This window comes from Streptomyces sp. NPDC048612, from assembly GCF_043199295.1.
Classification (GTDB): Bacteria; Actinomycetota; Actinomycetes; order Streptomycetales; family Streptomycetaceae; genus Streptomyces.
Genome location: NZ_JBICVV010000001.1, coordinates 185,067 through 200,939 on the forward strand (window position 1 = coordinate 185,067; position 15,873 = coordinate 200,939).

Annotated in this window: 16 protein-coding genes and 1 tRNA gene; 8 read left to right on the forward strand and 9 right to left on the reverse strand. The window is 72.9% G+C overall.

Going from position 1 to position 15,873, the window contains the following annotated elements:
* Nucleotides 1–419: 419 nt before the first annotated feature.
* Both ACGFN2_RS00680 and ACGFN2_RS00685 read left to right on the forward strand, forming a co-directional pair.
* Nucleotides 420–620 carry a hypothetical protein gene (locus ACGFN2_RS00680; RefSeq protein ID WP_362610470.1) on the forward strand — a complete coding sequence of 67 codons (201 nt, stop codon included), beginning with the start codon at nt 420–422 and terminating at the stop codon, nt 618–620.
* 190 nt (nt 621–810) lie between these two features.
* Nucleotides 811–1,734, forward strand: a complete 924-nt coding sequence (locus tag ACGFN2_RS00685) for an alpha/beta hydrolase (protein WP_362610472.1) — start codon at nt 811–813, stop codon at nt 1,732–1,734.
* Nucleotides 1,735–1,773: 39 nt separating this feature from the next.
* On the opposite strand, the gene ACGFN2_RS00690 is transcribed toward ACGFN2_RS00685, so the two are convergent.
* From ACGFN2_RS00690 to ACGFN2_RS00700, 3 genes are all read right to left on the reverse strand, one after another.
* Nucleotides 1,774–2,682 carry a transketolase gene (locus ACGFN2_RS00690; RefSeq protein WP_362610474.1) on the reverse strand — a complete coding sequence of 303 codons (909 nt, stop codon included), beginning with the start codon at nt 2,680–2,682 and terminating at the stop codon, nt 1,774–1,776.
* Nucleotides 2,683–2,734: 52 nt separating this feature from the next.
* Nucleotides 2,735–3,502, reverse strand: a complete 768-nt coding sequence (locus tag ACGFN2_RS00695) for a thiamine pyrophosphate-dependent enzyme (protein ID WP_393356423.1) — start codon at nt 3,500–3,502, stop codon at nt 2,735–2,737.
* An 84-nt stretch (nt 3,503–3,586) separates the two neighbouring features.
* Nucleotides 3,587–3,880, reverse strand: a complete 294-nt coding sequence (locus ACGFN2_RS00700; protein ID WP_085922519.1) for a YiaA/YiaB family inner membrane protein — start codon at nt 3,878–3,880, stop codon at nt 3,587–3,589.
* Nucleotides 3,881–4,041: 161 nt separating this feature from the next.
* Between ACGFN2_RS00700 and ACGFN2_RS00705 the strand changes: the two genes are divergently transcribed.
* Nucleotides 4,042–4,115 (forward strand) — tRNA-Pro (locus ACGFN2_RS00705).
* Between the two features lie 226 nt (nt 4,116–4,341).
* Here the strand turns inward: ACGFN2_RS00705 and ACGFN2_RS00710 are convergent.
* Both ACGFN2_RS00710 and ACGFN2_RS00715 read right to left on the reverse strand, forming a co-directional pair.
* Nucleotides 4,342–6,048 carry a LuxR C-terminal-related transcriptional regulator gene (locus ACGFN2_RS00710; RefSeq protein WP_393356425.1) on the reverse strand — a complete coding sequence of 569 codons (1,707 nt, stop codon included), beginning with the start codon at nt 6,046–6,048 and terminating at the stop codon, nt 4,342–4,344.
* Nucleotides 6,049–6,162: 114 nt separating this feature from the next.
* On the reverse strand, nt 6,163–7,413 hold the full coding sequence (locus tag ACGFN2_RS00715; protein WP_393356427.1) for an MFS transporter: 1,251 nt from the start codon (nt 7,411–7,413) through the stop codon (nt 6,163–6,165).
* Nucleotides 7,414–7,827: 414 nt separating this feature from the next.
* Between ACGFN2_RS00715 and ACGFN2_RS00720 the strand changes: the two genes are divergently transcribed.
* The 5 genes from ACGFN2_RS00720 (at nt 7,828) to ACGFN2_RS00740 (ending at nt 12,969) form a co-directional block, all read left to right on the forward strand.
* A complete protein-coding gene (locus ACGFN2_RS00720; protein ID WP_362610480.1) occupies nt 7,828–8,316 on the forward strand; it encodes a helix-turn-helix transcriptional regulator in 489 nt (162 codons plus the stop codon).
* Nucleotides 8,317–8,395: 79 nt separating this feature from the next.
* Nucleotides 8,396–9,004, forward strand: a complete 609-nt coding sequence (locus ACGFN2_RS00725) for a hypothetical protein (RefSeq protein ID WP_362610551.1) — start codon at nt 8,396–8,398, stop codon at nt 9,002–9,004.
* Nucleotides 8,997–10,217 carry an MAB_1171c family putative transporter gene (locus ACGFN2_RS00730; protein ID WP_393356430.1) on the forward strand — a complete coding sequence of 407 codons (1,221 nt, stop codon included), beginning with the start codon at nt 8,997–8,999 and terminating at the stop codon, nt 10,215–10,217. Before ACGFN2_RS00725 ends, ACGFN2_RS00730 begins: the two co-directional genes overlap by 8 nt.
* Before the next feature lie 155 nt (nt 10,218–10,372).
* Nucleotides 10,373–11,596 carry a cytochrome P450 gene (locus tag ACGFN2_RS00735; protein ID WP_393356432.1) on the forward strand — a complete coding sequence of 408 codons (1,224 nt, stop codon included), beginning with the start codon at nt 10,373–10,375 and terminating at the stop codon, nt 11,594–11,596.
* Nucleotides 11,597–11,805: 209 nt separating this feature from the next.
* The gene (locus tag ACGFN2_RS00740) at nt 11,806–12,969 is read left to right on the forward strand and encodes a D-alanyl-D-alanine carboxypeptidase family protein (RefSeq protein ID WP_393356434.1); all 1,164 of its coding nucleotides are present in this window, start codon (nt 11,806–11,808) and stop codon (nt 12,967–12,969) included.
* Between the two features lie 153 nt (nt 12,970–13,122).
* On the opposite strand, the gene ACGFN2_RS00745 is transcribed toward ACGFN2_RS00740, so the two are convergent.
* The 4 genes from ACGFN2_RS00745 to ACGFN2_RS00760 form a co-directional block, all read right to left on the reverse strand.
* The gene (locus tag ACGFN2_RS00745) at nt 13,123–13,737 is read right to left on the reverse strand and encodes a DUF309 domain-containing protein (protein WP_393357146.1); all 615 of its coding nucleotides are present in this window, start codon (nt 13,735–13,737) and stop codon (nt 13,123–13,125) included.
* A 175-nt stretch (nt 13,738–13,912) separates the two neighbouring features.
* Nucleotides 13,913–14,245 (reverse strand): DUF427 domain-containing protein, encoded by a 333-nt coding sequence (locus ACGFN2_RS00750; protein ID WP_362610493.1) that lies wholly within the window; start codon nt 14,243–14,245, stop codon nt 13,913–13,915.
* 140 nt (nt 14,246–14,385) lie between these two features.
* A complete protein-coding gene (locus ACGFN2_RS00755; RefSeq protein WP_362610496.1) occupies nt 14,386–14,856 on the reverse strand; it encodes a thioesterase family protein in 471 nt (156 codons plus the stop codon).
* Nucleotides 14,853–15,821: a 3-hydroxyacyl-CoA dehydrogenase NAD-binding domain-containing protein gene (locus tag ACGFN2_RS00760; RefSeq protein ID WP_362610497.1), complete on the reverse strand. Its 969-nt coding sequence runs from the start codon at nt 15,819–15,821 to the stop codon at nt 14,853–14,855. The genes ACGFN2_RS00755 and ACGFN2_RS00760 overlap by 4 nt, the downstream gene beginning before the upstream one ends.
* Nucleotides 15,822–15,873: the final 52 nt, after the last annotated feature.

Consider the following 15,873-nt stretch of genomic DNA (forward strand, 5'->3'; position numbering starts at 1 on the left):
GAGCCCCTCCTTCGCGATCTTTCCCGCGCTGGTCGCACCCCGCCTTGGGACGGTACCGGCGGTGCCGTCTGCAGCGAACGTTTCCGGAAAGTGATCTGTCGCTTACCCCGTGCAATACCCGTTGGCATACCTACTGCGGGGCGCATGAAACATCAACTGGTGGCGTTCGACGGCGCAGTTGGAGCGCGCGGTGGGCGCGCACCACCCCCTGTGTCACAACGGCGGTGGGGGGGGGGGGGGGGGCGCCCCCCCCCCCCCCCCCCCCCACCCCACGCCTCCCCGTGGCCCACGGGTGGTGGAGCCGTCGCCCAGAAACCACCACGGGTCCTCTTCCGGGTGAGAGGCGCCAACCACGCCCGTACGCAGACGGCCTGAGAGGAGAGTGTCAGCAGCAGAATCAGGCTCACCACGGAGGACGCATGCTCCCCACGATGGCGGAACACGGGTGCCCGCCCGAGCACCACACCACCAACATCAAGGCGGACGGAACCCACGTACAGCACTGTCACTCCTGCGGCTACACCATCACGCACGAGCGGCCGGGAGGGGACGCCAACGCCTTGCCCGGCGCCCCGGCGCGGTTCTCGGCCCGGAACACCCACGGCGGAGACAGGCCTTGACCGGCCGCCTGGGAGGGGGAGTTGACGCACCGACGCCGGGCAGGGACCGCCCGTTCGTGACACGTCGCGCGGATGCCGGGTCACCTCCGCGTCACCTCCGCCACGCGCGCCCCATGGCGCACGGCCGCCCGGCGCGGAAGAGTGGGCGGCGACGCGTCAGCCATCGCCCCGGCAGTCAGGAGACCACGCCATGCAGGCCGTGCAGCAGGACGTCCACCAGGCTCCGGACGGTGCCCGGATCGCCACCTACACCTGGCTCCCGGAGTCCGGCCATCCGCGTGCCCTCGTCCAGATCGCCCACGGTGCCGCGGAGCACGGCCGGCGCTATGACCGCTTCGCCCGCTTTCTGGCCGGCCACGGCTATGCCGTCGTCGCCTCCGACCACCGTGGCCACGGCGCCACCGCCGCCTCCACCGGCGGCCGCGGGGTGGTCGGCGAGGACGCCTGGCGGGCGATCGTCAGCGACCTCAAGGGCATCGGCAATCACGTGGCGGCCGCCCACCCCGGCCTGCCGCTGGTGCTGCTCGGCCACAGCATGGGCGCGATGCTGGCCCGCGACTACGCCCAGGAGTACGGCGCCGATCTCGCCGGGCTGATCCTCACCGGTACCTTCCGCACCCTGCCCGGTCTGGACATCGACGGCGCGGTCACCGGACTGGAGGAGGAGATCGCCGCGCACGGCCGTGGCGCGGAGTCCGCCTTCATCCCGCGCACCTTCAGCTCCTTCAACGACGCCTTCACCCACCACACCGGCTACGAATGGCTCTCCCGCGACACGGACGAGGTCGCCGCCTATGTCGCCGACGAGGACTGCGGCTTCCCCTTCTGCGCCGGACTCGCCGCCGACTGGGTGCGCGCCATCCGCAAGATCAACGACCCGGCGAACCTCGCCCGGATGCCGCGCGGCCTGCCCGTTCATGTCGCCGTCGGCGATCAGGACCCCTGCCACCAGCGGATGACCCTGGTCCATGAACTCCTGGAGGACTTCCGCTATGTGGGCACCCGCGATCTGACGTGGAAGGCCTACCCGGACGCCCGCCACGAGATCCTCAACGAGACCAACCGCGACGAGGTCCAGGACGACCTGCTGGCCTGGCTCGACAAGCACATCTGAGCCGTAACCCCCGCTGAGGCCCCGTCCCTAGCGCCCCCGTCAGGAGCCCGCCGTCACGAACCCGGCGATCCGCTCGCGCAGGCCGCGCGGATCGAGGCCGTGCGCCGCCAGGTGCTCGTCGAGCCGCCCGTAGCGGCGCAGCTCCCGGCGGCCGACGCCGAGCCCCAGCAGCCGGTGCGGCCGGTCCTCCAGCGCCTCGGCGGCCGGCCGGGTCGAGGTTCCCGCGAGGTACGGCTCCACGATCACCACGTCCGAGGTGCCGGCGGCCGTGGCGGCGGCACGCAGCGCGGCGCCGTCGAAGGGCCGCACGGTCGTCGCGTAGAGCACGGTGACCGCCAGCCCCTCGGTCGCGGCGAGCACGGGGTCCAGCATCGGGCCGACGGCGATCACCACCCCGTCGCGCCCCTCCCGCACGGCCCGGAAGCGCGCCCCGTCCACCGCCCGGGGCGCGGTGTTGGTCTGCAGGGACAGCCGGACGTAGACCTTGTCGTCACCGGCCGCGGCGGCGTGCCGCAGCAGGGTCTCGGCCTCGTCCGGGTGCCCGGGGACGTGCACGGTCCAGCCGTCGAGCGTGTCCAGCAGCGCGATATCGCCGGGCGCCATATGGGTGAAACCGCCGCTCGGCCAGTCGTAGGAGGCCCCGGCGCTCACCAGCACCCCGCCCATGCCCTGGTGGCCGAGGTCCAGCTTCACCTGCTCGAAGGGGCGCTCCACCAGAAAGCTGGCGAAGGTGTGCATGATCGGGCGGAGTCCGGTGAGCGCCAGCCCGCCGCCCACCCCGATCAGCAACTGCTCCCGGATGCCGACGTTCACCACCCGGTCCGGATGTTGTTTCTGCGCTTCGGCGAAGCCGGCCGCCCCGATGTCGGCGAGTACGAGTGCCAGCCGCGGGTCCTCCGTCAGCAGCCGCGAGGTGACCGAGGTGAAGCGCTCACGCATGGTGTCCATCACTGAAAACCTCTCGAAGTCCTGTTCCTGTACGGGGAGATGGCCCGGCCGCTCAGTCGTCCTTGGGCTCGACGCGGGCGATCACCGCGTGCGGGCGGCCCGGGTGCGGTGCGCTGAAGGCCGTGTACAGCGCCTCGTGGTCACGGCCGTCCACGGTGGCCGCCGACCACCCCGCGGCCGTGAAGCGGGAGGCGATCCCGCCGGGCCACCCATGCGTCGCGGAGGAGTTGTCGATGACCAGGGTGTGCAGCCGGTCCAGGCCCGCGGCGGCCGCGTAGGCCAGGGCCTCGTGATTGCTGCCCTCGTCCAGTTCGGCATCGCCGATCAGCACCCAGACGGCCGGTCCCGGCCGGCCCTGCGCCCGCAGGCCGAGGGCGGTGCCGACGGCCAGCGGCAGCCCGTGCCCGAGCGAACCGCTGCCGATCTCGGCGCCGGGCACCAGCATCCGGTCGGGGTGGTGGCCGAGCGGGGAGTCGTACGAGCCGAAGCCCGCCAGCCAGGAGACGGGGAAGAAGCCCTTGGCGGCCAGCACCGCGTAGTAGGCCATCGGGCCGTGGCCCTTCGAGAGCAGAAAGCGGTCCCGCCCCGGGGCGGTGGCCGTACCGGGGGAGACCCGCAGCACCCGGTCATAGAGGACCCAGAGGGCGTCGAGCGTGGAGGTGGCGGCCGGGCCGTGCTTCTCATCGCCTGTCATCAGGCGCATCAGGTCCGGCAGTTCGGCGAATCCGCTCCGCTCACCGTGCCGGGCGGTCGCCGCCGGCCGCTCCGCCGCCGGCGTGGTCGACGTATCCGTTGTCGCGTCCGTCGTCAGGTGTGTCATACGACAGAGCGTGCAACCTCAAGTTCGCTTGAGGTCAAGTGTGCGGGCCGCGGGCCGCGAGATCCGCGGTCCGCGGCCGCCGGGTCAGACCTGCCCCGGCTTGAAGACGTCCTGCTCGATGAGGAGCTTGTCGATCCGGGCCTTGTCCACCCGGTTCGTCACCTCCTCGACCTCCTGGCGGTCGCGCACGCACTTGGCGAGCGTGAACGCGGAGGACACCACGAAGATCAGGCCGAGCGCGAGAAACCCGCGCTCCCACGGCCCCACCGGCAGCTTGATGATCCCGATCACCAGCGCCACCAGCGACAGCCCGAAGGAGATCGCGGCCTGCACGAAGAAGGCCGTGGTCGTCGGCCGCTGAATCGATGGAGTAGTCATGCGCGTAGCGTGGCCGGGCGGTGACGCCGGCACATGAGTACACGTACTCATCTCGCCCCTCCCGCCCCGCCCCGGGGCGGGAAAGTGGCAGCACCCACCCTCTGACATGCGGTATTGTTCTCGTGCGCGGTCAGCCGGGACATCCCGGCCGGATCGGGCACCGGGACGTGGCGCAGCTTGGTAGCGCACTTGACTGGGGGTCAAGGGGTCGCAGGTTCAAATCCTGTCGTCCCGACGGTGCGAAAGGCCCGTTGGCCGGGAGAGATCCCGTGTCGGCGGGCCTTTTGCGATGCCCTGGTGGGTGTCGCCGTGGCTGGACGCGGCGGTGGGGGCGCGGGGCGGGCAGGGCAGCTCCCGGGGCGGTCTGGATAGCTCCCGGGGTGGTCCGCTCGGCCGTGCAGGTCGGGAAAGTGCCTGGTAGGACGGTCTTCCGCGGTGCTCGGCCGCCTCAGACCACCCCGTCACGGAACACGGAACCGCCGCGCCAGTTCCACCCGCGAGCGCACGTCCAGCTTCCGGTAGATCTGGCGCAGGTGGTAGTTGACCGTGTGGGGGGAGCGAGAGATCGCGCGGGCCACCTGTTGGTTCGTCATGCCCTCCGCCACCAGCAGCGCCACTCTCCGCTCCGCCCCGGTGAGAGCGGCCGTGCGGAGCTGGCGTGCCACCGCCTCGGGCTCCGTGGCGGGCGGCGGGGGCGCGGGCCGTGCCGCCGACGGGGAGAGGGCGGGTGGCGCCGACCGGTGTGCGGTGGGCCCGCCGCGTGCACCGGTGGTGTGTTCCGAGGGCGGCACGCTCATGCGGAGCCGGGCCACCTCCGCCTCCGCGCCGATGTCCGCGTACCGCTCCAGCGCCGTACGGAGGTGCCGCCGCGCCGCCTCGTCCCGGCCCCGGCGGCTCAGCAGCAGGCCCAGGTCCTCGCCGGCCGATGCCGAGGCCCAGGAGCAGCGGTGTTCCTGGGCCGCGTACTCCAGGGCGTCCGCGTCGTCGTGCAGTACGCCTCGCGCGTGCGCGGCGGTCGCGGCGAGGGCCGGCCGGGCCGCGTTCCGTCCCGCCAGCCACTCCGCCGTCCGGACGACCGTCGCCGCCAGCGAGAATTCTCCGGATCGCCGCGCCAGGCGCACCAGGTGGGCGGCGGCGCCGTTGTCGCCGACGAACAGCAGCGGTTTCGTCAGCAGACCGGAGCGGCCCGCCAGCAGGTCGAGGGCGTTGCGCGGGTCCAGCTGGGTGGACGCCACCTGGAAGTCGGTCCAGTCCCGGCGGACCGAAGGGAACGCAGCCTGACCGGAGGCATGCTCCCTGCGGGCCCGCCAGAGGTGGTCGACCGCCTCATCGACCCGGCCGCGCCACAGCGAGGTGACCGCCAGCAGGGAGACCCCTTGGGTCACCGAGTTGCCGACGCTCAGGCGCTCGGCCAGGGAGACCCCCGACACCAGCTCCGCTTCCGCCTCCGCGGTGCGGCCCGCCGCGATCAGCAGCCGGCCCTGCGTGATCATGGAATCGGCGAGCGCCTCGCGGTTGCCGAGGCGCTGTGCCTCGTGGCGGATGTGGCTGAGTACCGCGCCGCCCTCGGTGAGTTCGCCGAGATGGATGAGCTTCATGGCAAGCGCCAGCCCCGGGTACGGGCGCCACGGGGCGGGCAGCGCGTCACCGGCGAGGCGCAGCGCCTCGTGCCCCCAGCGGAGGCCGTCGTCGAGGCGCCCGGACAGCCACTCCAGGTTGGACAGGACGGCGGTGGCGACGACCGCCGCGGGGCCGGTGCCGCGCTCCGCGAGGAGGGCGGAGGCCCGGGCCCGTTGCTCCCGCTCGTCCGGCTGGAACAGGCCCAGGAGCAGGTCGGCCTCGGCCGCCGCGTCCCGTTCGTCCGTGCGCGGGGCCAGTTCGGCCAGGAGCGCCTTGCGCAGCGCCGTAGTGGAGCCGGGGGAGAGCGGCCTGGAGAGGCTGTCCTGGGCGAGGAGGAGCGCGGCCACCATGTGCTGGGCGAACGTCCGGGAGTCGGTGCCGGGTGCGCACCCCGTGGGCGGTTCGCCGGTGGCGTCCGCGGTGGTCACGCCGCCGCGCAGGAGGTGCCGCAGTGGACCGGAGAGGTCGTCGCCCAGCGCCCGGTGCACCTCGGACGAGCGGAAGGCGAGGCGGTCGCCGCGGATGTCGCCCCCTTCCTCATGGAACATGTTCGCTTGCCGGTGCCGTCGGGAGATGCGCCGACACCGAGCCCCTCCGGTCTCCACGTGAGCAGTGATGCCAATGGCCAGTCGTGGGGAGTGTCATCGGTGCCACGGGGGCCGTCAAGGAGGGGGCTGTCGGGCGAGTGATGCCGTGGGCGTGCCCACGCCGTGACGGCGTGGTGTTGCGTCGCTCCACAAGCCGGTCCGGCTCAGCCGGGCGATGCCGGTGGCGCAGCACGCGAGGGCGCAGAGGCAGAAGGAGAAACCGGCCGTGGGCAGGCCGTATGCCTTCTCGATGAAGGCCAGGGCGATGACCGGGACGGCCGCGCCGGTGTACAGCGCCACGTAGTAGAGATTCACCGCGCTGACCCGCTCGGCCCGTGCCGTACGGGCGGAGATCTGCTGCACGGACCGGCCGATCGTCAGTCCCTGACCGAGGCCGGCGCACACCGCGGCGCAGGTGTACAGCACGCCGCTGCCGACGGAGATGCTCACGCCGAGCAGCAGCAGTCCGGTGCTCATGACGGCGGTGCCGGAGGCGAGTCCGCGGGTGATCGTCAGCCGCCGGAAGGCCAGTTGCGCCAGCGCCGAGCCGCCGAAGGCGCTGCCGACGACGAGCCCGGAGGCGAGGCCGCCGGGGTGTGGGGCGAAGGTGCCGAGGACGTGCGGGGTGAGGCCGGCGAGCAGGCCGAGCGTCGCCATGCCGGAGACGCCGATCAGCGTGAGTCCGGCGTAGGCGGAACGGTCCGCTGACGGTGGTTTCGGGGCCGTCCACCGGAACGGCACCCGATCGTCGCGGGACAGCGGCTCCCGCGTGGCCAGCAGGAGGCCGGCCAGTACCACGACCACGGCCAGATGGCACAGGAACAGCTGGTGCTCGGGGTCGTCGAGGGCCCGGGTGCCGAGGCCGCCGGTCACCGGGCCGATGCCCAGGCCGAAGACGGTGGCGGCGGTGGCCCATACGGCGGCGTGCGGGGCGAGCCGGCGCGGTGCGACCTCCACCGCGGCCACGGTGGCGGTGCCCATGAAGGTGCCGGCCGCGAGCCCGGTCAGGAGGCGGGCCGCGAAGAGGGAGCCGAGCGAACCGGCGCTCAGGAACACGGCGTTCGAGGCCGCACTGCAGAACAGGCCGATGAGGAGCAGGAGGCGGCGGCCGATCGTGTGGGAGAGGGAGTTGAAGAACACCAGTGCCGCGGTCACGCCCAGCGCGTAGACCGCATAGACCTCGGTCACCTGAAGAGTGGAGAGCCCGAACTCCTCGCTGTAGAGCGCGTACAGGGGAGTGGGCAGCGCCGTGTGCGCCATGACGGTCACGATGCTGACGAGGATCACCGAGAAGGAGAAACTGCGGGTCCTGTCTTTTGCGGGCATGGAGAGATCTCCGCTTCCAGATGACTGCGGTGTGGTCCGGCATGGATGGGCGTGTTGTCCGGCGGCGCACGTCGACCGGCTTCCGTGGGATCCCGTGCCGATCGCGGTGTCCGCCAGGAAGTCAAGCGCCCCTCGGCGCCTGCCGGTACTGCTTGAACGGGTAGGTGCGCACCACTCGATCGATCGAGTAGGGAGTTGCCGGCGGAGTCCCTTCGCCGCGCGGTGCGGCAGGAGCGTGTGGGCCCGTGTGACGCTCTGTGAGCTGCGGCCTTGGGTGCTCAACTCCCGGTTAAGTCCGGCGATCCCTACTGTCCGTAAGTGGACTGGTGCACCCTGTTCCTGGCATGACAGGATGACTGTGAGGTGACGGAGCCTTAACTGTTCGTTGGGCTCAATCAATGGGGGACGGTAGACATGGGCGTGGGGGGAGACGGCCGGTCCAAGGGGGCGGGCAGTGTGCTCGCGGAGCGGCTCAACCATCTCTTCGCCAACATGCATCCGCCGGGGGCCCCGTACACCAACGCCTTCGTGGCCGACGAGATCAGCGGGGGAGCGGCGGAGTACGGCGGGGTCGGGGTCACCGAGCAGTATCTGTCCATGCTGCGCAACGGCCGGCGTACGAACCCGAGTCCGGAGCTGCTGCGGGCGCTGGCCAAGTTCTTCGCCGTACCGGTCGGCTATCTGCTGGGGGACCTCTCGCAGCCGCAGGCCGCGCGGGTGGAGGAGGAGGTCCGCTTCCTGGCCGCGATGCGGGACCAGCGGGTGCGCGCGATCGCCCTGCGCTCCGTCGGGCTGCCGCCGGAGGTGCAGGACAGCCTGACGACGATCATCGGCCAGTTCCGGCAGCAGATGAACCTGCCGGCCGATCCGCCGGAGCAGGGCGGTGAGCGCCGCGGTGAGTGACGTGACGCGGACCGCCGAGCGCGGCCAGATCTTCTCTTCCTGGCAGCGGGCCGGACACGAGGACGGGACGAGCATGCGAGTGGGGCAGATACGCCGGCGGTGCAAGCGGCTCATCAAGGAGCTGGGGCTGCCGGCCACGACGGACCTGCACGGCATGTGCGACATCGTCGCCGCGCGGGTGGCGCGGCCCGTCCACCTGGTGCCGATGAGCCTGGGCGGGGTGGTCTCGGGGATGACGGCCGTCACCGACGACGGCTACTGGGTCTTCTACGAGCTCAAGACCTCCCCGTGGCACCAGGCGCACATCGTGCTCCACGAACTCGGCCATCTCCTGCTGGGACACGGCCAGGACCCGGCGGTCACCGAGGACGCGCTCAAGCTGTGGACCCCGTCGGTCGATGTCGCCACCGCCATGCGGCGGATGGGCCTCACCACCGGCTTCGCCCGGCACCACGGCTACGACAACCTCGCCGAGCGGGAGACCGAAGTGCTCGGCACCCTGCTGATGGAGCGGGTGGCGCCTTCCGCGGCCGAGCGTGAACTGCCCCTGGAGGGACGGGCGGCCGAGCTGGCGGCGGCGCTCGGGCCCGCGCTGCAGCACATCCGGCGGCGGGAGAACACGGCCGGTGACGAGGGGACCGGCGGCGTCGGAGCGGGCGCAGCCGGGGACGGGGGACCGCGTGTTTGACGTCATCTATCTGTCCTTCGGGGTCGCCGCCTGGGCGATCGTCGGATACAAGTCCGTGGCCTGGTTCCGGGACCGCAGCAACGCCGACCTGGGGCTGGCCTGTGTGATGACCGGCGGGGTGGCAACGGTCTTCCTCTTCTCGGCGCCCAGCCTCTACCGCGCCTTCGACCGGCTCACGGGCGTGGCCAACCTCGCCATGGTCTTCCTCTACTCCTCCGTCGTGGTGTTCGCCGCGGGGGCGCTGGTGCTGCTGCTGCGGTGGACCGCGGGCGAGGGAGCGGCGGCGCGGGCGCGCGCCCGTACCAGGGCGCGGGCGGCCGTCGGGACGGTGGCCGCGCTGTGGGCGGTGGCGGTCACCGGCTTCGCGGTCGGCCGGCCGGACGCCGTCGAGCACCCCCGCGACTTCAGCACCGCCTACACCGACTCCCCGGGCGTCATGCTCTTCCTGGTGCTGTATCTGGCCATTTTCGGACTGAGTTCGGCGGCCCTGGGGACGCTCTGCCCCCGCTACGCCGCACAACTCGGCGGTACGCACCTGGCACGCGGTCTGCGCGTACTGGCCGCCGGCTGCTGGCTGGGCCTGGTCTACTGCGCCTGCAAGGTCATCGGCTTCGTCCTGTCCTGGACGGGCCACCCGGCGCTGTGGCTGTCCAACGGTGTCGCCCCGCTGAGCGCCTCGGTCGCGGCGCTCATGGTGCTCGCCGGATTCGCGCTGCCCGCGGCCGGCCCCCGGGTCGCCGCGTGGCGCCGGCTGCGCCGCCTCTCCCCGCTCTGGCGGACCGTCACCGCGCAGACCCCCGAGGTCACGATGGGCTCGGCGGCGTGGTCCGTACGGTGGCCGTTCGCCGATCTGGAGTGGCGGGCCAACCGGCAGATGGCCGAGATCCGGGACGTGCAGCGCGGCATCCGCCGCCATGTGGAGTCCGACGCCGTCGACATCGCCCGCGAGCGGGCCCGCGCGGTCGCCCTCGACGACCGGCAGCTGGCGGCCGTCGCGGAGGCCGCCGCGCTCCGCCGCGGCCTGGAGAACCGCGCGGTCGGCCATGTCCCCGACCACGGCGCCGACAGCGTGGTGGTCGCCGAGGGCGCCGGACCGGCCGAACTCACCGCGGAGTACGAACACCTGGCACTGGTCGCGGACGTCTACCACTCGCCGCTGATCGAGACCGTGCTCACCGAACTGCGCCAGCGGAGCGCGGTGGCGCACGGCTGAGGAAGTACCACAGACGGGGTGGCCCGGCACGGGGGTCCGGGCCGCCCGTTCCACCCCGGGCGGCACCGGCCCACAGGACCGGTGCCGCCTCCGTGAAGGTCGCTGGACGGCGTTCGTCGGAGGGGCGGTTGGGCCATACGCCCTAGGGTCGGCTCATGCAGAACACCGCCGAGACCGGCTCCGACGCCCCCATCGACATGACGCCCCTCCTCGACGATCCGTACGGTGCCTACGCGGCGCTGCGTGACGCCGGGCCGGTGCACCGGATCACCGGAACCGACGGGAACCCCGCCTGGCTGGTCACCCGTTACGACGACGTCCGCCGCGCCCTCGCCGACCCCCGGCTCTCCCTGGACAAGCGGCACGCCGCGCCCACCGGCTACCGCGGCTTCGCGCTGCCGCCCGCGCTGGACGCGAACCTGCTGAACATGGACCCGCCGGACCACACCCGGGTGCGCCGGCTGGTGGTCAAGGCCTTCACCCCGGGCCGGGTCGAGGCGCTGCGCGCGCCCGTGCGGCGGACCGCCGACGCGCTGCTGGACGCGATGGCGGAGCGCGGCCACGCGGATCTGATCGCCGACTACGCGGAGCCGCTGCCGATCGCCGTGATCTGCGATCTGCTGGGCGTCCCGGAGCGTGACCGCCGTGACTTCCGGGCCTGGTCGGACGCCCTCCTCAGCCCGGACCCGAGCCGGCCGGAGCTGATGAAGGAGGCGATCGGGGCGATGCTGGAGTTCTACACCGGCCTGATCGCCGCCAAGCGCGCCGAGCCGGGCGAGGACCTGCTCTCGGACCTGACCGCCGTGCGTGCCGAGGAGGCCCCCGGTGAGGAAGGCGACCGGCTGACCGAGGACGAACTGACCTCGCTCGCCTTCCTCATCCTCTTCGCCGGGTACGAGACCGCCGTCCACCTCATCGGCAACGGCGTGCTCACGCTGTTCGACCACCCCGAACGGCTCGCCCAGTTGCAGCGTGATCCGGCCGAACTGCCCACGGCCGTCGAGGAGTTCCTGCGCTTCGATACACCCTATCCCCTGGCCATCCGCCGCTTCCCCAAGGAGGACATCGAGATCGGTGGCGTACGGATCGCGGCCGGGGAGAGCGTGCTGCTGTCGATCGCTTCCGCGAACCGTGACCCCGCGCGCTTCCCCGAAGCGGACGCGTTCGACCCCGGCCGGGACCTCTCCGGGCAGCTCGCGATGGGCCACGGCATCCATCACTGCCTCGGCGCCGCGCTGGCCCGGATGGAGGTCGTCACCGCGCTCGACGCGCTCCTCGGCCGCTTTCCGGGGCTTCGACTGGCCGTCCCGCGTGGTGATTTGCGGTACCGGAGGTCGCTTCGGGTGCGTGGCCTGATTTCGCTGCCCGTCACCTGGTAATCGACGAACGAACAGGTTTTTGAGGCATAACCGTTCGCTCATGAGGTAGAAAGGTTCCTGAGACCCGCCCGGTGTGCATCCCCCGTCGCACCGGGCGGGTCCTTCTTTGCACCTGTTGCAGTTGCGACACGCCCGGGTGCCCGGCGTGGTCCTGAGCCGACTGGCTCAACCGCGCTGCGGACCGCGGCAGCACTTCTTAGCGTGACGCCATGGCAATTGACGCGCGTGTGTCCAGGAAGGCCGGTGCGGTGGCGCTGCTCGCCGCCGCCGGTGTGTCGCTGACGTCCATACCGGCCGCGGCCGACGGGGCGACGGCCCGTCAGCCCGCGGCGGTCCGCAGCGGTGTACAGGCACCGACCGACCCCGGTTCCGCGAGGCTGCCCAGCGGGCTGTCCGCGCTGTCCTGGATGGTGGCCGACGCGGACACCGGCAACGTGCTGGCCGCCAAGAGCCCGCACCGCAGGCTCGCCCCGGCCAGCACCCTCAAGACGCTGTTCGCGGTGACCGTCCTGCCGAAGTTCTCGTCCGGCACGGTGCGGCGGGTCAGCTCCGCCGACCTCGCGGGGGTCGGCGCCGGCAGCAGTGTCGTCGGCGTCCTGCAGGGCCGCCGCTACACCGTCGGCGACCTGTGGCGCGGGGTCTTCCTCCGCTCCGGCAACGACGCGGTGCATGTGCTGGCCGCGATGAACGGCGGCTGGCGGACCACGGCGGAGGAGATGCAGGAGACCGCCAGGAAGCTCGGCGCGCGTGACACCACCGTCAAGTCCCCGGACGGCTACGACGCACCCGGTCAGGTGTCCTCCGCCCACGACCTGACGGTCTTCGCCCGTGCCGGGCTCGCCAACGAGGACTTCGCCCGCTACTGCTCCACCCCCAGCGCCACGTTCCCCGGCGCGGGGGGCGCCACGCGGATCGAGAACACCAACCGCCTGCTGGTGGGCTCGCACGGGATGGCCCGCTACCCCGGCATCATCGGCGTCAAGAACGGCTACACCTCCCAGGCCGGCAACACCTTGATCGCCGCGGCGCGCCGGAACGGCCGCACCCTCCTGGTCACCGTGCTGAACCCGCAGTCCAAGGAGTACAACGGCGTCTACAAGGAGGCCGGGGCCCTGCTGGACTGGGGCTTCCGTACCGCCGGCACGGCCCAGCCGGTGGGCACCCTGCACGCCGTGCGCGCCACCGACGAGGACGGCGGCCCGCTCCGTCCGGTGGCCGCCGACGTGACCGGCGCCCGCGGCGCCTCCCCCTGGCGGGCTCCCCTCGTCCTGGGGGCGGGCGGCGCCGGTGTCCTGGCGTTCGGGCTGGGCGCGCTGTTCGCCCGGCGACGGCAGGCACGTGACCGCGGCGGACGGGCGGGAGGCACCGCGTAGGCCCGTCGCCCGTGGCGCGTACGAAGCGGCGCCGGGCTCCGCGTGTCCCCGCGGAGCCCGGCGCCGTCGGCTGACCGCGGCGGTCACCGCCCGACATCGCCGGCGCCCGCGGCCTCGCGGTTCAGACCTCGTTCCCCGTGGGGCGACTTTCGGTCATGTCTCCCGTTCGCCCGTCGCCCGCAGCCGGGGCGCGCTCTCCGTCGCCGACACCGTTCCGGGGCCGTCCAGACGCCCGGACAGGTCCCGGGCCCAGGCGGTCAGTCCCGCGATGTCGATCCCGTAGGGGGCGGCGTCCGCATACGGGGCGAGGGCCGCCGTGCCCCGGTCCAGCAGCGCCCTGCCGCCCACGGCATTGCCGCGCGCCGCATGGGTGAGTCCCACCGCGAGCTGGGCGAGCCCCCGCCACAGCTCGCGCTCCGCGTCCGGCGCCGTCTTCCAGGCGTCCTCCAGGACCTCATGGGCGTGGAAGGGCATCCCGTCGTCCAGCAGCCGCTGCGCCTCGGTCAGCGACTGCGCGGGCGTCCGGACCACCCCTTCGGGCTGCCGCGCCACGCCCGGGGAGCCGTACGGCAGCGGCCGGCCGAGCCCGTCCCGCGGGCGGGCGCTACGGGCCCGCCCCTCCTCGTCACGGTCCCGCCGACGCGAACCGGTGTCGCGGGCGGGTTCGTGCGCGGGGGCGTCACCGGCCTCGGCGTCCGCCGCGCCCCCGGCGGCCGCCGCCCCGGCGCCGCAGTGCTCGCAGACCGCACCGCCGGGCCGTTCCCTGATCCGGCCGCAGGCGTCACACACCTGGTCCAGCCAGCAGGCCGGATCGCCGCCTTCGTCGTCCGTCCGCCGCGGGACGGACGGCCGGGGCGGGAGGGGCTGGTCCTGGGGGCGGTCCACGTCGTTCACCCTTCGATTGTGCGCCGTGCGGCCGGCCCGCGTCGCCCGGGCCCCCGGCTCAGGCCAACTCGGCCTCGTAGAAGCAGAAGTGGTCCTTGATCCGGGCGACCCCGGGTTTCGGCTCGGGGTAGGCCCAGACGACGTCCTCCGGGCCACCGGCCAGCGACCAGTAGGAGGCGGTGCCCTTGAAGGGGCAGACGGTGTGGGTCGAGGACGGGGTGAGCAGCTCGGTGCGTACGTCCTCGGGCGGGAGGTAGTAGCGCACCGGATAGCCGGTCTCGGCGAGCAGCAGCGGGCGGCGGCTCTCGGCGATCAGCTGTCCGTCGATCTCGACCCGGACGTGGTCGGTGCCTTCGGTGACGTCGATGTGATGGCCTCGGGTGGTGCTCATGGTCACTTCCCTCCGGTGGCGGGGAACGGTGCCCCTCCCGGTCCAGCATCGCACCGGGAGGGGGCGGAGGCTGGCCGGGAGGGAGCGGGCGCCGGCGACACGCCCGGGGCCGGACGGTGGCCCGTGCGCCTCCGCTGCCCTCACACGTCGCGGATTCCCCGCCCCGCCCACGCCGGTGCCGGAGCGACGAGGGCGGAGAGGCGGGCGCGTGCCGTGTCCGGCAGGGCGGCCGAGCGACCGGCCGCCTGGTCGACATGGAGGGTCAACAGCTCCTCGGTGGCCACCGGTTCACCGTCGGGGTCGCCGGCGAACATCTCGTGGACGAAGCGGAGCTTCTTGCCGTCCACCCCCAGCACCGTGGTCCGCACGGTGAGTTCGCTCTCGCGGGCGACCTCGCGGAGGTAGCGGACGTGGGCCTCGACCGTGTAGAGGGAGCAGCCGGTGCGCGCGCGGTAGGCGGTGTCGAGGCCGGCGGTGTCCATGAGGGCGTCGGTCGCGTAGCCGAAGACCAGGACGTAGTAGGCCTCGCTGAGGTGGCCGTTGTAGTCGATCCACTCGTCGCGGACCGTCTGGCGGAAGAGGGGCGGGCCGTCCGGTGTGCCGTCGGTCATCGGGTGCTCCCCAGCCGTCCCGTGGCGCGGAGGACGTCGATGACGCCCTGGTCACGCGCGGCGACCAGATCCGCGTACGTACGGTCGCCCGCGGCCTCCCGGCAGCCGTCGACCATGGCATCGCGCAGCGCACGGTCCAGCTCGGGCGCCTCCAGCCGGGTCCACGGCGACTTCAGGGACGGCCCGAAGTGGTCGAGCATATGGGCCATTCCGCCCTCGCCGCCGGCCAGTGCGAACGTCAGGCAGGGGCCCATGAACGCCCAGCGCAGGCCCGGTCCCTCGGTGATCGAGGCGTCGATGTCCTCGACCGAGGCCTCGCCGTTGGCGACCATGTGCAGCGCCTCGCGCCAGAGCGCCTCCTGGAGGCGGTTGGCGATGAAGCCGGGCAGTTCGCGGTCCATGGTGATCACGGACTTGCCAGCCACGTCGTAGAAGCGGGAGGCCCAGGCCACGGCCTCGGGGGCGGTCCGCTCGCCGCCGACGACCTCCACCAGCGGGATGAGGTACGGCGGGTTGAAGGGGTGGCCCACGACGAGGCGGGCGGCGTCCTCGGCCGCCGTCTGCAGGTCGGTCATCGGGTAGCCCGAGGTGGAGGAGGCGATGATCACGCCCGGCCGGGTCGCGGCGGCCAGTTCGGCGAGCAGGGTGCGCTTCAGTTCCAGCTTCTCGGGGGCGCTCTCCTGCACGAAGTCGGCGTCGGCGACGGCCTCGGCGAGGGTGGGGGCGAGCGTCAGCCGGTCCGGCGAGGCGCCCTCGGCCAGGCCTATCTGTTCCAGCGCGGGCCAGGCCGCCGCCACCAGGCGGCGCAGCTTGTCCTCGGCGTCCGGGGCCGGGTCCCAGGCGGTGACGTCGTAGCCGCGGGCGAGGAAGTGGGCGACCCAGCCGCCGCCGATCACTCCGGCGCCGATACAGGCGATGCGGCGCACGTCTTCGGGGGCGCAGGGGGCAGGGGTGGTCTCGGGCATGGGGGAGCGGCTCCAGGGGGCGAGGAGGGGAACGGGGGTGAGCGCGGCCGTG

Bases quoted from the DNA above. Each gene is read 5' to 3' on its own strand.
- ACGFN2_RS00680 (WP_362610470.1), top strand. From the start codon at position 420: ATGCTCCCCACGATGGCGGAACACGGGTGCCCGCCCGAGCACCACACC.
- ACGFN2_RS00685 (WP_362610472.1), top strand. From the start codon at position 811: ATGCAGGCCGTGCAGCAGGACGTCCACCAGGCTCCGGACGGTGCCCGG.
- ACGFN2_RS00690 (WP_362610474.1), bottom strand. From the start codon at position 2,682: ATGGACACCATGCGTGAGCGCTTCACCTCGGTCACCTCGCGGCTGCTG.
- ACGFN2_RS00695 (WP_393356423.1), bottom strand. From the start codon at position 3,502: ATGACACACCTGACGACGGACGCGACAACGGATACGTCGACCACGCCG.
- ACGFN2_RS00700 (WP_085922519.1), bottom strand. From the start codon at position 3,880: ATGACTACTCCATCGATTCAGCGGCCGACGACCACGGCCTTCTTCGTG.
- ACGFN2_RS00710 (WP_393356425.1), bottom strand. From the start codon at position 6,048: ATGTTCCATGAGGAAGGGGGCGACATCCGCGGCGACCGCCTCGCCTTC.
- ACGFN2_RS00715 (WP_393356427.1), bottom strand. From the start codon at position 7,413: ATGCCCGCAAAAGACAGGACCCGCAGTTTCTCCTTCTCGGTGATCCTC.
- ACGFN2_RS00720 (WP_362610480.1), top strand. From the start codon at position 7,828: ATGGGCGTGGGGGGAGACGGCCGGTCCAAGGGGGCGGGCAGTGTGCTC.
- ACGFN2_RS00735 (WP_393356432.1), top strand. From the start codon at position 10,373: ATGCAGAACACCGCCGAGACCGGCTCCGACGCCCCCATCGACATGACG.
- ACGFN2_RS00740 (WP_393356434.1), top strand. From the start codon at position 11,806: ATGGCAATTGACGCGCGTGTGTCCAGGAAGGCCGGTGCGGTGGCGCTG.
- ACGFN2_RS00750 (WP_362610493.1), bottom strand. From the start codon at position 14,245: ATGAGCACCACCCGAGGCCATCACATCGACGTCACCGAAGGCACCGAC.
- ACGFN2_RS00755 (WP_362610496.1), bottom strand. From the start codon at position 14,856: ATGACCGACGGCACACCGGACGGCCCGCCCCTCTTCCGCCAGACGGTC.
- ACGFN2_RS00760 (WP_362610497.1), bottom strand. From the start codon at position 15,821: ATGCCCGAGACCACCCCTGCCCCCTGCGCCCCCGAAGACGTGCGCCGC.